The sequence below is a fragment of the Mycobacterium sp. E2989 genome (assembly GCF_001667595.1).
In the GTDB taxonomy this organism is placed as follows: domain Bacteria; phylum Actinomycetota; class Actinomycetes; order Mycobacteriales; family Mycobacteriaceae; genus Mycobacterium.
On record NZ_LZJX01000112.1, the window covers coordinates 86,784 to 99,906 of the forward strand.

Below are 13,123 nucleotides of genomic sequence, written 5' to 3' on the forward strand. Positions count from 1 at the left end.
GAACCCTACCACAGACCAGCAGTAAAGCCTTGACTGACCGGGTGGTGCGGCCCCACGGTATACATATGTTCACTCAAACGACTTCTGGTCGGGCCCTCGCTCGGAGTCTTCGGAAGCGAGTCTTGGGTTCAGACCTCCTCGACCTCCTCACCGGCCCGCACGGCGTCGACCGGTACACCGAGCTGGTGGCGCCGACCTGGACGCTGGACGAGGCCCGCGCCAAGGTGATCGACGTGCGGCGCACCACCGCCCGCAGCGTCACCCTCACGCTCGCCCCGAACGACAGCTTCACGTCCGCTTGGACCGTCAAGGCCGGCCAATACGTCAACCTGGCCGTGGAAATCGACGGCCGCCGGCACACCCGCTGCTACTCGCCGGCCAACGCCGAAGGTGCCGCCAACCTCGAGCTGACGATCGGTCGGCACGACGGCGGGCTGGTGTCCAACTACCTCTACGAGCGCGCCCACCGCGGCATGGTGGTCGGCCTGGCGGGTGTCGGCGGCGACTTCGTGCTGCCGGCGCGGGGATCCCAGAGACCTCGGCGGATCCTGTTCGTCTCCGGCGGAAGCGGCATCACCCCGGTGCTGGCGATGCTGCGCACCCTGGTGGCCCAGGACCACCCGGGCGAGGTCGCGTTCATCCACTACGCCCGCACCCCTGCCGAGGCGTGCTACCGCGACGAGCTGGCGACGCTGCCCGGCGTTCGCGTGCTGCACGGCTACACCCGGGCCGACGGAGGCGACCTCACCGGTCGATTCGGTGCGGCGCACCTGCAAGCGGCGATGCCCGAACCCGATGCGGTGTTCGTCTGCGGCCCAAAGCCTTTGGTTGAGTCCGTGCGAGACCACTGCGACAACGTCCACACCGAAAGCTTCGTGCCGCCGTCGTTCGAGGCGCCGGCCAACCCGTCGGGCGGACGAATCACCTTCGCCGACAGCGGGGTCGACGTCGTCGACGACGGACGCCCCCTGCTGGAACAGGCCGAATCGGCCGGCCTGTCACCCGAAAACGGCTGCCGGATGGGCATCTGCCACACCTGCACCCGGCGCAAGACCACCGGCACGGTGCGCAACCTGATCACCGGCGCGGTCTCGACCGCTCCGGACGAGGATGTGCAGATCTGTGTGTCCGTCCCGGTCGGTGACGTCGGTCTATCGCTGTGACCAAATTGGAGGAAAAGCCATGACACAGAACAAGATCACCCTGACCCCCGAGCAGGCTGACGCGTTCGGCCGCGAGCTGGACGCCATCCGGGAGCGCGTGATGGCCAGCCTGGGCGCGGAAGACGCCGACTACATTCGCCGCGTCATCAAGGCCCAGCGCACGCTGGAAGTCGGCGGGCGTGCGTTGCTGTTCCTGCCGCCCGCCTGGCTGCTGGGCACCACGATGCTGGGCTTGTCGAAAATCCTGGACAACATGGAGATCGGCCACAACATCATGCACGGCCAGTACGACTGGATGCGTGACCCGACGATCTCCGGGCGGTCCTTCGAGTGGGACACCGCGTGCCCGGCGGACCAATGGCGCCACTCGCACAACTACATGCATCACACCCACACCAACATCGTGGGGATGGACCGCGACATCGGCTACGGCATCCTGCGGATGAGCGAGGACCAGCGTTGGCAGCCCTACTTCCTGGGCAACCCGCTCTACGCCTTCCTGCTGATGGTGCTGTTCCAGTACGGCGTCGCGCTGCACGAGCTGGAAACCGAGCGCATCCGCGCCGGTGAGATCGAACTCGCCGACAAGCGCGACGTGCTGCGGCAGATCTGGAAGAAGACCCGCCGGCAGACGCTCAAGGACTACGTGGCCTTCCCGTTGCTGGCCGGGCCGTTCGCGCCGTTCGTCTTCGCGGGCAACCTGTCCGCCAACCTGATGCGCAACGTGTGGTCGTACATGATCATCTTCTGTGGCCACTTCCCGGACGGCACCCAGGAATTCACGGTCGAGGAGACCCAGAACGAGTCCCGCGGCATGTGGTACTTCCGCCAGGTCCTCGGTTCGGCAAACCTGACCGGCGGCAAGCTGTTTCACTTGCTCTCCGGCAACCTGTCCCACCAGATCGAGCACCACCTCTTCCCGGACATGCCCGCGCGCCGCTACGCCGAGATCGCGCCCGAGGTGCAGGAGATCTGCGAGCGCTACGGCATCCCCTACAACCGCGGACCGCTGCCGCGGCAGTTCGGCACCGTCGTCCGCAAGATCGTTCGGCTGACCTTCCCGGACTCGATCCGGCGGAAAGAACCCACCGGCCGGCCGGCCGACTCAGAGCCCGTCGCGGCCTGAGGCGTCGCCCACGTCCCCCGCGCGCCGGGCATTGCGCGCGGGGGACAATGGGCTGCGTGGAGTGGACCGGCGCGCGCTACGCGGACAAACCGACGGTGGAGGCATCGACGTGGATCGATGCCGATCCGTCGCGGGTGTGGGGCCTGGTTTCCGACATCAAGCTGATGCCGACGCTCAGCAACGAGCTGCAAGCCGTGGAATGGGCCGAGGGTGCCGACGCCCCGCGGGTGGGCGCCCGGTTCGTCGGGCACAACGAGCACGACGCGTTCGGGCGGTGGAGCACCACGTCGCAGATCGTCGCGTGCGACGAGCCACGCGAATTCGCCTGGGCCGTCGGTGAACCCGACCATCCCGCCGCGATGTGGCGGTTCCGGCTGACGCCCCGCGATGGCGGCACCGCGCTGAGCTACTGGATGCAGATGGGCCCGGGGCGCTCGGGGTTGTCGGTGGCCATCGAATCGATGCCCGACAAGGAGCAGAAGATCGTCTTCGTGCGGATGCGCGAATTCGAGGCCGCGATCGGCAAGACGCTCGCGGCGATCAAGAGGCTGGCCGAGCACGGGGTGCGCTGATGCGCACCGCGACGACGGTCGAGCTGTCGAGCGCCGCCCGGGAAACCGCGGACTTCGTCGTCGAGGCGGAGAAGCTGGGCCTCGACGTGTGCTGGGTCGCCGAGGCCTGGGGTTCGGACGCGCCGTCCGCGCTGGGCTACCTCGCGGCCCGCACCGGGCGGATCCTGCTGGGCTCGGGCGTGCTGCAGGTCGGCGTGCGCTCGCCCGTCATGGTGGCCCAGACCGCCATCACGCTGTCCAACCTGTCCGGCGGCCGGTTCCTGCTCGGGCTGGGCGCGTCGGGTCCGCAGGTGATCGAGGGCCTGCACGGCCTCTCGTTCAGCCGGCCGCTCGCGCGCATCGCCGAAACCGTCGACATCGTGCGGCAGGTGTGCGCCGGAGGCAAAATCTCGTACGCGGGCAAGCAGTTTCAGATTCCGTTGCCCGACGGCGAAGGGGTGCCGATGCGGTTGTCGACCCGGCCTGAGCACCCTATCCCGATCTACCTGGCCGCGCTGTCACCGGCGATGCTGCGGTTGACCGGTCGGATCGCCGACGGCTGGCTGGGCACCAGCTTCGTACCGGAGGGCGCCGGCGAGGCGTACTTCTCGCACCTCGACGAGGGGCTGACCGCCGCCGGCCGCACGCGCGCCGACGTCGACATCTGCCAGGGCGCCGAAGTCGCCTTCGCGTCCGACGAACACGAGCTGCGCGACATGGTCGCCGCGCGCAAGAAGGAGCTCGCCTTCAGCCTCGGCGGGATGGGCTCGTCGAGCACGAACTACTACAACCAGGCCTACAGCAGGCAGGGTTGGGCCGACGTCGCCGCCGAGGTGCGCGAGCGCTGGCAGCGGGGCGACCGCGACGGCGCGGCGGCGCTGGTCACCGACGACATGGTGCTGGCCACCACGTTGATCGGCACCGAGGAGATGGTCCGCGCCCGGCTGGTGGTGTGGCGGGAGGCCGGCGTGAACACCGTGCGGCTGTATCCCGCCGGCGACACCCTGGACGCCAAGCTTTCGACGCTCGGGCGGGCCATCGAGTTGGTCGCCGAGGTCTAGGCCACGCCGGTCGGCGCCTGCGAGGCCTTTACCACTTTCACCTCCGGGCGTTGCGGCACCCCGTGCGCCAGGAACCACCGGAAGGCGAGGTTGCCGCGCGGATAACCCAGCGTGGTCAGCGAATTGGGGTGCGCGGTCAGCGCGCGGGACAACACGATCGTGACGGAGCCGTCGCTGTTGAGCACGGCGCTGTGCCCGTTGACCGAGCAGCGCGCATCGGAGGCGCCGAAGGTGGCCATGAATTGGTTCCACACCACCAGGTTCCAGAACCTGCACTCCGGCGGCCGGTGCGTGATCACCAGCGCCTCATCGTCGTCGAGCACGAAGCTGCCGTAGGAGTAGCAGGCGTCGCGTGCCGACCAGCCGAAGTTGGCGTCGGGCACCTGATAGGGATCGGCGAATTCGTTTGCGGCATGCGCGGTTTCGTGGCCGAGCGCGTGCTCGTCGTCCGCGCGGGTGCCGACCGCCAGCGGGACGATGGCGAACATGGTGCGCAGCCAGGCGGTCGCCGCCCGCAGGCTCGCCGCGGTCTCGGCGTCGCCGTGCCGGATCGGGTCCGGCTCGTCGAGCGCCTCGATGCGCCAGACGACGGGGCGCCCCGTCAGCGGATCGGCCTGGTAGTCGCGGGTCATCAGCACGGCGGCGTCGGGGATGGGGCCGAGCTCGAAGGCGAAGTCACCGTCGGCGTCGATGTCGAGATCGCTGTCGCGGACGATCGCGACGACCCGGTCGGACCACGCGCCTGGAGACGGTTCGTTGTACGCGGTCACTGAAAAGTACACGCTGTCACCGCGATTGCCGCTGATGCGGTAACGACGCCGCGGATCCACCGGGCACATGAAGTAATAGGCGTCGGTGTTGTCGCCGCCCCACCGGCGGTCCCGGCGGAACGGCGTGTTCACCGCGACGAACTGCGGGCGGCCGGGCTCGGGGAACAGGTAGGCGTCCAGGGCGACGCCCAGCGCCGTGGCCAGGGCGCGGTAGCCGTCGGCGATGTGGCGCTCGTCGGTCACCGCCCGCTCGCCCTCCAGGAACGACCGGTCCAGGGTGCCGAGGGTGCCGAGCAACTCCTGCCATGCGGCCGTCGTTTCGTGCGTCATGCGCTGATTCCCTTCAGGAGCAACGTGGTGGTGCGGTCCACCCAGGCGTCGTCGAGCTCGGTGACGCGGGTGAGCAAACCCATGAGGGTGATGCCGGCGATGGCCTCCGTCAGTTCGGTGGCGCTCACCTCCGGCCGGACCTCGCCGCGGCCCGCGGCGCGCTTCAGCAGCTCGGCCAGGCCGCCGCCGATGATGCCCGCGAACCGCTCCAGCAGCGCCGAGTGCAAGGTCGGATCCGCGGCCATCTCGCCCACCAGCCCGGGCAGGGCCGCCCGGGCCGCCGGCGTGGTCAGGAAAGCCATTGAGCGACAAATCATTTCGCGCAGATCCTCGGCCAGCGACCCGGTGTCGGGCAACGCGGTCCCGGCACCGATGGGGAACACGGCCTCGTGCACCAGGTGCGCCTTGCTCGGCCAGCGCCGGTAGATCGCGGGCTTGGAAGTACCGGCGCGCTCGGCGATCGCGGACACCAGCAGCCCGGCGTAGCCGGTCTCGGCGAGCAGCTCGACGGTCGCGCTCAACACGGCGCCGTCGATGCGAGGGTCACGGGGTCGGCCAAAATCCACTACCATTACGAAACTCAGAGTAACATAAGTCGGCGTGACCGATGCCGTTCGCCTCGATGACCTCGCCCAGCCCCGGTTCAGCGCCGAGGCGCAGCAACTGCTCGACATGATGGCCTCGCTGGCGCCGGACTGCCCGCTGGACGCGGACGCGCTGCACGCCAGGGCCGCCGCCGACACCGGCTTGGCCGATTTCGGCGCGCCGGACTATCGCGAGCGGCTCGGGGTCTACCTGGCCGCGCTGCGCGATATCGACGGACGCCACGACGCGGGGACCGTCAACTTCTACGGGCAGCTGCTGCAGTTGCTCAAGAACCGCCTGCTGCTGACCGACCTGCTGCGCCGGCATCCCGAGATCGACGACATCGAGCTGGAGCCGCCGGTGGTGATCGCCGGCCTGCCCCGCACCGGCACCACCCACCTGCACAACCTGCTGGCGGCGCCGCCCACCTTCCGCACCATGCCGTACTGGGAGAGCGTCGAGCCGTTCCCGTTGCCAGCCGAGGCCGGGATCGAGCCGGATCCCCGGCGGGCGCGCATGGACGTCGCGGTCGGGCTGATCAACACCGTGATGCCGCACTTCCCGCTGATGCACGAGATGACCACCGAGCACGTCCACGAGGAAATCCAGCTGCTCGCCAACGACTTCTCGACCATGCTCTTCGAGACGCTGGCGCACGTGCCCCGCTGGCGCGACTACTACCAGGCCCACGACCAGACGCCGCATTATGAATACCTGGCCCGGCAACTCAAGGCGATGCAGTTCCTGCGTGGCGGTCGGCGCTGGCTGCTCAAGTCGCCCCAGCATCTCGAGCAGGTTCCGGTACTCAACCGCGTATTCCCCAGCGCCATCGTGGTTTTCACCCACCGCGATCCCGTGCCGGTGGCGCTCTCGATGATCGCGATGATCACCTACTCCGCGCGCATGCACCGCTCGCCGGTGCCGGTGGAAGAGATCGCGGCGTCGTGGATCGATCGGCTCGAACAGATGCTGACCGCGCTCGTCCGCGATCGCGACGTCATCGGTCCGGAGCGGTCGATCGACATCCGGTTCGACGACTTCATGGCGAACGAGACCGGGGTGGCCGAGCGGGTGTACGCCCTGGCGGGCGAGCCGTTCACCGCCGAAGCGCGAACGGCGATCGACGATTACCTGGCGGCCCACCGTCGCGGCCGGTTGGGCAACGTCGCGACGTCCTGCGAGATGTTCGGGTTGGACGAGGCCGACCTGCGCGGCCGCTTCGCGCCGTATGTGGAACGGTTCCTGGCCTAACCCACCGTGGGCCGCTACCTTCTCAACTCATGGTCACTATGCCCGCGCTGGAGGGTGTCGAACACAGGTATGTGGAGCTCGGACCCGAGGTGACGATCCACGTCGCGGATGCGGGCCCGGCCGAAGGGCCGGCGGTCATGCTGACGCACGGCTTCCCGCAGAATTGGTGGGAATGGCACAACCTGATCGGGCCGCTGGCCGCCGACGGCTATCGCGTGCTGTGCCCCGACCTGCGTGGCGCCGGCTGGAGCTCGGCGCCTCGCTCGAGTTACACCAAGGCCGAGATGGCCGACGATTTGGCGGCCGTCCTGGATCGGCTCGGCGTTGCGACGGTCAAGTTCGTCGCCCACGACTGGGGCGGACCGGCCGCGTTCATCATGATGCTGCGCCACCCGGAAAAGGTGAGCGGGTTCTTCGGGATCAACACGGTGGCGCCCTGGGTGAAGCGCGATCTGCGGGCGGTGCGAAACATCTGGCGGCTGTGGTATCAGATCCCGATCTCGTTGCCGGTCGTCGGCCCGCGAATGATCGGCAATCTCAACTCGCGGTCGAGCCGCCTGCTCGGGTCATGGGTGGGCGGCGGTTTCGCGTTGCCGGAGGACGACCTGCGCATCTACGCCGAGTGCATGCGCCAGCCCGGCCACGCGGAGGCGGGCTCGCGCTGGTATCGCAGCTTCCAGGGCGGCGAGATGCTGCGCTGGATGCGCGGTGAGTACGACGACGCCCGGGTGGGCGTCCCCGTCCGGTGGCTGACGGGCACCGAGGACCCGGTGATCACCCCCGACCTCACCGACGGATATGCCGATCACATCAGCGATTTCGAGGTGGAGCTGGTCGACGGCGTCGGGCACTGGATCATCGACCAGCGCCCGGAGCTGGTGCTCGACCGGGTGCGGAGCTTCCTGCGCGCCGAAAAGTAGGCCCCCGCAAGGTTACTCGACGCCGATGGTGACTTCCGTGGACTTGATGAACACGGTCGCGGGTTGGCCGACCTCGAGCCCGAGATCCGTGGCGGCGTCCTTGGTGACGGAGGATGTGACGATCTGGTCGCCGCCGTCCAGCTTGACCTTCACGATCGCCATCACGGTGCCGAGGTTGACCTCGGTGATGGTTCCTTTGAGCTGGTTTCGCGTCGATAGCCGCATCGCGAGGTCCTCCGTCTCGTTGAGGGTCTGCGATCGAGCCTAGCCCGCTCAGTGCCGCGGGCCGAGCAGGGCTATCGAGGCGTCGACGGCCGGTTCGACTATGCCCCGCACCGGTTTTCCGTCTTCGACGGCCAGGGCGGTCAATTCGCGCAGGCCGCCCAGCAGGATGACGGCCAGCGGGGCGGTCAGCGGGGGCAGCTCGGCGCGCTGGAATCCGGGGCTGGCGCTGAGGTCGATCAGCAGGCTGGACAGCAGCTGCAGCCCGCGGCGCTGCATGGGGCGGGCGGCGGCGCCCAGCGACGGGAGCTCGCGGATCATGCTCAAGGTGATGGCCGGGCGGGCCTCCATGTGTGCGACGTAGGCCTCGACGGCCTGACGAATCTGTTTGTGCCAGTCGGCCTCGGGGTCGACCGCGGCGGCGATGCTCTCGCCGAGTTCCTCGATGTCGGCGCGCAACAGCTCCAGGAAGCACTCTTCCTTGCTGGCGAACTGGTCGTAGAAGGTGCGCTTGGAGGTGCGGGCGTTGCGCACGATGTCGGCGACCGTGCTGGCGCGGTAACCGCGCTCGGCGATCGAGGCGGCCAGGCCGTCGAGCAACCGCAGCCGAAACGGATCGCCCCGAACCACCTCGTCAGGCGTTGCCGTCGCCGCTGGGGTCACGCCGGCGCCCCTTTCGGTAGGGAGAGCACCCTTGTCAGGTGTGGTACCACAGAGTACCGTATTCCGAAAGGATTTGGTACACCGCGGTACCAGCCCGGATCCGGGTCAGATACGGGGAGCAGCCCGCCATGAGTGAAGTCGTCACCGCCCCAGCGTCGGCCGCCGCCGTCCGGATGCCGCCGGCAACCCGGCTGCCAAAGGTGTTGCAGGGACTGGGTTTTGCCGTGTCACGGCGGGGGATGATCAAGCGGCTGGCCCGCCGTCACGGCGACGTCTTCACGCTGAACCTGCCCATCTATGGCCGGGTCGTGGTGGTCGCCGACCCGCAGCTGGCCAAACAGATCTTCACCACCAGCCCCGACGAGCTCGGCAACATCCAGCCCAACCTGAGCCGGTTGTTCGGCTCCGGCTCGGTGTTCGCGCTCGACCGGGAGGACCATCGCCGCCGGCGGCGGTTGCTGGCCCCGCCGTTTCACGGCAAGAGCATGAAGAAGTACGAGGCGATCATCGAAGAGGAGACGTTGCGGGAGACCGCCACCTGGCCCGAGGGCGAGCCTTTCGCGACGCTGCCGTCGATGATGCACATCACGCTCAACGCGATCCTGCGTGCCGTGTTCGGGGCCGAAGGCGCCGAACTCGACGAGCTGCGCCGGCTCATTCCGCCGTGGGTCACGCTGGGCTCGCGGATGGCGACGATGCCCAAACCACAACGCAGTTACGGCCGCTTCACGCCGTGGGGCCGGCTGGATGAGTGGCGCCGCCAGTACGACGGCGTCATCGACAGGCTGATCGAATCCGAGCGGGCCGACCCGCACTTCGACGAGCGCAGCGACGTGCTCGCGTTGATGCTGCGCAGTACCTACGAAGACGGTTCGGCCATGTCCCGCAAGGACATCGGCGACGAATTGCTCACGCTGCTGGCGGCCGGCCACGAGACGACGGCCTCCACGCTGGGCTGGGCGTTCGAGCGGCTGACGCGGCATCCGGATGTGCTGGCGGCGCTGGTCGCGGAGGCCGACGAGGGCGGCCAGGAGCTGCGCCAGGCGGCCATCCTGGAAGTCCAACGGGCGCGGACGGTCATCGATTTCGCCGCCCGGCGGGTCTACCCGCCGCGCTACCAACTCGGCGAGTGGGTCATTCCCCGCGGTGAGTCAATCCTGGTGAGCATCGCCCAGATTCACGAAAACCCGTACGTCTTCGAAGATCCGGAGCGATTCGACCCGCAACGCTACGTCGGGACCAAGCCGTCGGCCTTCGCGTGGATACCCTTCGGCGGCGGCACCCGCCGCTGCGTGGGAGCGGCGTTCGCCAACATGGAGATGGACGTCGTGCTGCGAACGGTGTTGCGCGAGTTCACCATTGAGGCCACGACGGCGCCCGGTGAGCGGTGGCACGGCCGGGGCGTGGCCTACACGCCCAAGGACGGCGGGCGGATCGTGGTGCACCGGCGCTGAGCCGGTAGGCCTACTGGTCCGCGGTGGCCCGGCGCGGCAGTTTCCAACCCGGACGGATGTAGTGGCAGGTGTACCCGTTCGGGTAGTGCTGCAGGTAGTCCTGGTGCTCGGGTTCGGCCTCCCAGAAATCTCCGGCGGGGCTGACCTCGGTCACCACCTTGCCGGGCCACAGCCCGGACGCCTCGACGTCGGCGATGGTGTCCAGTGCGATTCGCTTCTGCTCCTCGTCGAGGTAGAAGATGGCCGACCGGTAACTGGGTCCACGGTCGTTGCCCTGGCGGTCCTTGGTCGTCGGATCGTGAATCTGGAAAAAGAATTCCAGGATGGTCCGATAGTCGGTGACCGCCGGGTCGTAGACGATCTCGACGGCCTCGGCGTGCGTGCCGTGATTGCGGTAGGTCGCGTTCGGGACGTCTCCCCCGCTGTAGCCGACCCGGGTCGAGACGACGCCCGGCTGCTTGCGGATGAGTTCTTGCATCCCCCAGAAACAGCCGCCGGCAAGTATCGCCTTTTGGGTTGCCATCGCTCGTCCTCCTCACCCGCCTCGGTGCCGCCCAGGCTACACTCCGCCGATGAGCCGCAACGTCGCGACGATTTCGGGAAGTGGCACACCATGACCACCCCTTCGTTCTCCCGCAGTGAACTGTCCGCCGCCTTCGAAAAATTCGAGGCAACGGTGGCCCGGGCCGCCGAAACCCGGGACTGGGACGCCTGGGTCGAGCAGTACACCCCGGACGTCGAATACGTGGAGCACGCGGCAGGCACGATGCGGGGTCGCGACGAAGTCCGCGAGTGGATCAAGCAGACGATGACGACGTTCCCGGGCAGCCACATGGTCGCCTTCCCGACGCTGTGGTCGGTCATCGACGAGCCCACCGGGCGGGTCATCCTCGAACTGGACAACCCGATGCGCGACCCCGGCGACGGCAGCGTCATCAGCGCCACCAACATCACGATCATCACCTACGCGGGCGACGGCCAGTGGAGCCGTGAAGAAGACATCTACAACCCGCTGCGCTTCATGCGCGCGGGGATGAAGTGGTGCCGCAAGGCGCAGGTGCTGGGCACGCTCGACGAGGACGCCGAGCGCTGGATGCGGCAATACGGAGGATCGTAAGTGAGCACCAAACCCAAGCTGGTCATCGGCGCCAACGGCTTTCTGGGTTCCCACGTCACCCGCCAGCTCGTCGCCGACGGCGCGCAGGTGCGGGCCATGGTGCGCCCCAACGCCAACACCCGCTCCATCGACGACCTCGAGCTGACCCGTTTCCTCGGCGACGTTTTCGACGACGCCACCCTGCGCGAGGCGATGGACGGTGTCGACGACGTCTATTACTGCGTCGTGGACACCCGCGCCTGGTTGCGCGACCCGGCGCCACTGTTTCGCACCAACGTCGACGGCCTGCGCAACGTCCTCGATGTCGCCGTCAACCAACCCCAGCTGCGCAGGTTCGTCTTCACGAGCACCTACGCGACGGTGGGCCGTCGGCACGGGCACGTCGCGACCGAAGAGGACGTGATCCGGTCCCGCGAGCTGACCCCCTACGTCCAATCGCGGGTGCAGGCCGAGAATCTGGTGATGCGCTACGTCGCCGAGGCCGGGTTGCCCGCCGTCGCGATGTGCGTGTCGACCACATACGGCAGCGGTGACTGGGGCGGCACCCCGCACGGCGCCTTCATCGCCGGTGCCGTGTTCGGCAAGCTGCCCTTTTTGATGAACGGCATCCAGCTGGAGGTCGTCGGCGTCGACGACGCCGCGCGGGCCATGATCCTGGCAGCCGAGCACGGGCGAATCGGTGAGCGATACCTGGTGTCCGATCGGATGATCGCGCTGAACGACGTCGTGCGCATCGCGGCCGACGAGGCGGGAACTCCGCCGCCGCAACGGTCGATCTCCGTACCGATGCTCTACGCCCTGGCCGCGGCCGGCACCCTCAAGGCGCGGCTCACCGGCAAGGACGCCGAACTCAGCCTGACGTCGGTGCGGATGATGCGCGCCGAGGCCGAGGTCGACAGCAGCAAGGCGAAGCGCGAATTGGGCTGGCAGCCGCGCCCGGTCGAGGAATCGATTCGCGAGGCGGCCCGGTTCTGGGCCGCCATGCGCACCCCGCGAAAGGCCAGCCCGGCCGCGCAACCCGAATAAGGCCGATCGGGAAGTCTCGGGCGCCGGCCCGCGTTGAAAACGTCATTGGCGTCTAGGAGGAGATCATGAGCCACCCCGAAATCAAGGAACCCAACGCCGGCCACCCGATCACCATCGAGCCGACCAGGGGCCGGGTCCAGGTGCGCGTCAACGGCGAGCTGGTCGCCGACACGACGGCCGCCCTGGAACTGCGCGAAGCCACTTTGCCTGCGGTGCAATACATTCCGATGAGCGACGTGGCCCAGGACCGGTTGACCCGCACCGACACCAGCACGCACTGCCCCTTCAAGGGCGACGCCAGCTACTACAGCGTGACCAGCTCGGCAGGCGACACCGTCTCCGACGTGATCTGGACCTACGAGCAGCCCTATCCCGCGGTCGCCGAGATCGCCGGGCATGTCGCGTTCTACCCGAACAAGGCCGAAATCAGCGTGTCGCCGTCCTAGCAGGTCCACCCGGGCAGCGCGGCCTCGTGCGCCTGGGTGTCGCTGTACACCCGCATCGAGACGATCAGCCCGTCGCGGGTGTCGAAGATGCAGACGAACGGGCTGTCGTACTCGACGCCGCCGGTGGTGGTGCCGGTGGCCTGCGCCTCGACGACCACCGTCTCGCCCTCGTTGACGCAGCGCACCAGGTCGATGGTCAGCTCGAGCTCGCGTTTGCGTCGCTCGATCGCACGGCGGAAGGTTTGCTTGTCGCAGGAGGTGCGCGTCAACAGCGTCCAATAGGTGAAGTCGTCACTGAGCAGCGTGAAGCCCTCGTCCAGGTCGCCGCCATCGCTCGTACTCTGTAGGAACATCCAAGCCAGTTCGCCCTGCGGGTCATCGAACGGCGTCATCACATCGCAATATTGACTTGGCACATCGTTAACGGTCAATCGGAGA

16 protein-coding genes are annotated in these 13,123 nt (G+C 68.2%); 10 read left to right on the plus strand and 6 right to left on the minus strand.

Annotated elements, in window-relative coordinates:
- The first annotated feature begins 65 nt into the window (after nucleotides 1–65).
- From A5680_RS20390 to A5680_RS20405, 4 genes are read left to right on the plus strand one after another with little or no spacing between them, the layout of a single operon-like run.
- The gene (locus A5680_RS20390) at nucleotides 66–1,163 is read left to right on the plus strand and encodes a ferredoxin reductase (RefSeq protein ID WP_067822558.1); all 1,098 of its coding nucleotides are present in this window, start codon (nucleotides 66–68) and stop codon (nucleotides 1,161–1,163) included.
- Between the two features lie 19 nt (nucleotides 1,164–1,182).
- A complete protein-coding gene (locus tag A5680_RS20395; RefSeq protein WP_067822561.1) occupies nucleotides 1,183–2,289 on the plus strand; it encodes an acyl-CoA desaturase in 1,107 nt (368 codons plus the stop codon).
- 47 nt (nucleotides 2,290–2,336) lie between these two features.
- The gene (locus A5680_RS20400; protein WP_197281295.1) at nucleotides 2,337–2,861 is read left to right on the plus strand and encodes an SRPBCC family protein; all 525 of its coding nucleotides are present in this window, start codon (nucleotides 2,337–2,339) and stop codon (nucleotides 2,859–2,861) included.
- A complete protein-coding gene (locus A5680_RS20405; RefSeq protein ID WP_067822564.1) occupies nucleotides 2,861–3,901 on the plus strand; it encodes an LLM class flavin-dependent oxidoreductase in 1,041 nt (346 codons plus the stop codon). The genes A5680_RS20400 and A5680_RS20405 overlap by 1 nt, the downstream gene beginning before the upstream one ends.
- Here the strand turns inward: A5680_RS20405 and A5680_RS20410 are convergent.
- The gene (locus A5680_RS20410; protein ID WP_067822567.1) at nucleotides 3,898–5,001 is read right to left on the minus strand and encodes a DUF1214 domain-containing protein; all 1,104 of its coding nucleotides are present in this window, start codon (nucleotides 4,999–5,001) and stop codon (nucleotides 3,898–3,900) included. The genes A5680_RS20405 and A5680_RS20410 overlap by 4 nt on opposite strands.
- Complete coding sequence (locus tag A5680_RS20415; RefSeq protein ID WP_067822570.1) at nucleotides 4,998–5,573, minus strand: TetR/AcrR family transcriptional regulator; 576 nt, start codon at nucleotides 5,571–5,573, stop codon at nucleotides 4,998–5,000. Before A5680_RS20415 ends, A5680_RS20410 begins: the two co-directional genes overlap by 4 nt.
- A gap of 28 nt (nucleotides 5,574–5,601) precedes the next feature.
- Here A5680_RS20415 and A5680_RS20420 point away from each other — a divergent pair, with 28 nt between their 5' ends.
- Together A5680_RS20420 and A5680_RS20425 are read left to right on the plus strand one after the other, a co-directional pair.
- Nucleotides 5,602–6,837: a sulfotransferase gene (locus A5680_RS20420; RefSeq protein WP_055404628.1), complete on the plus strand. Its 1,236-nt coding sequence runs from the start codon at nucleotides 5,602–5,604 to the stop codon at nucleotides 6,835–6,837.
- Nucleotides 6,838–6,866: 29 nt separating this feature from the next.
- Nucleotides 6,867–7,757 (plus strand): alpha/beta fold hydrolase, encoded by an 891-nt coding sequence (locus A5680_RS20425; RefSeq protein WP_067822573.1) that lies wholly within the window; start codon nucleotides 6,867–6,869, stop codon nucleotides 7,755–7,757.
- 12 nt (nucleotides 7,758–7,769) lie between these two features.
- Here A5680_RS20425 and A5680_RS20430 read toward each other — a convergent pair whose 3' ends face one another.
- Complete coding sequence (locus A5680_RS20430) at nucleotides 7,770–7,982, minus strand: molybdopterin-binding protein (protein ID WP_055404630.1); 213 nt, start codon at nucleotides 7,980–7,982, stop codon at nucleotides 7,770–7,772.
- Between the two features lie 48 nt (nucleotides 7,983–8,030).
- A complete protein-coding gene (locus A5680_RS20435) occupies nucleotides 8,031–8,609 on the minus strand; it encodes a TetR/AcrR family transcriptional regulator (protein WP_156349660.1) in 579 nt (192 codons plus the stop codon).
- Nucleotides 8,610–8,770: 161 nt separating this feature from the next.
- Between A5680_RS20435 and A5680_RS20440 the strand changes: the two genes are divergently transcribed.
- Nucleotides 8,771–10,096, plus strand: coding sequence for a cytochrome P450 (locus tag A5680_RS20440; RefSeq protein WP_067822576.1), 1,326 nt, complete (start codon nucleotides 8,771–8,773; stop codon nucleotides 10,094–10,096).
- 10 nt (nucleotides 10,097–10,106) lie between these two features.
- Here the strand turns inward: A5680_RS20440 and msrA are convergent, their stop codons facing one another.
- Nucleotides 10,107–10,619, minus strand: coding sequence for a peptide-methionine (S)-S-oxide reductase MsrA (gene msrA / locus A5680_RS20445; RefSeq protein WP_055404633.1), 513 nt, complete (start codon nucleotides 10,617–10,619; stop codon nucleotides 10,107–10,109).
- A 90-nt stretch (nucleotides 10,620–10,709) separates the two neighbouring features.
- Between msrA and A5680_RS20450 the strand changes: the two genes are divergently transcribed.
- The 3 genes from A5680_RS20450 to A5680_RS20460 all read left to right on the plus strand — a co-directional run bounded on the left by A5680_RS20450 (nucleotide 10,710) and on the right by A5680_RS20460 (nucleotide 12,685).
- A complete protein-coding gene (locus A5680_RS20450; protein WP_067822579.1) occupies nucleotides 10,710–11,213 on the plus strand; it encodes a nuclear transport factor 2 family protein in 504 nt (167 codons plus the stop codon).
- Entirely contained in the window at nucleotides 11,214–12,239 is a 1,026-nt protein-coding gene (locus A5680_RS20455) for an NAD-dependent epimerase/dehydratase family protein (RefSeq protein ID WP_067822582.1), read from the plus strand.
- Nucleotides 12,240–12,304: 65 nt separating this feature from the next.
- Nucleotides 12,305–12,685, plus strand: coding sequence for a DUF427 domain-containing protein (locus A5680_RS20460; RefSeq protein ID WP_055404636.1), 381 nt, complete (start codon nucleotides 12,305–12,307; stop codon nucleotides 12,683–12,685).
- Here the strand turns inward: A5680_RS20460 and A5680_RS20465 are convergent.
- A complete protein-coding gene (locus A5680_RS20465) occupies nucleotides 12,682–13,080 on the minus strand; it encodes a nuclear transport factor 2 family protein (protein ID WP_055404637.1) in 399 nt (132 codons plus the stop codon). The genes A5680_RS20460 and A5680_RS20465 overlap by 4 nt on opposite strands.
- Between the last annotated feature and the right edge of the window lie 43 nt (nucleotides 13,081–13,123).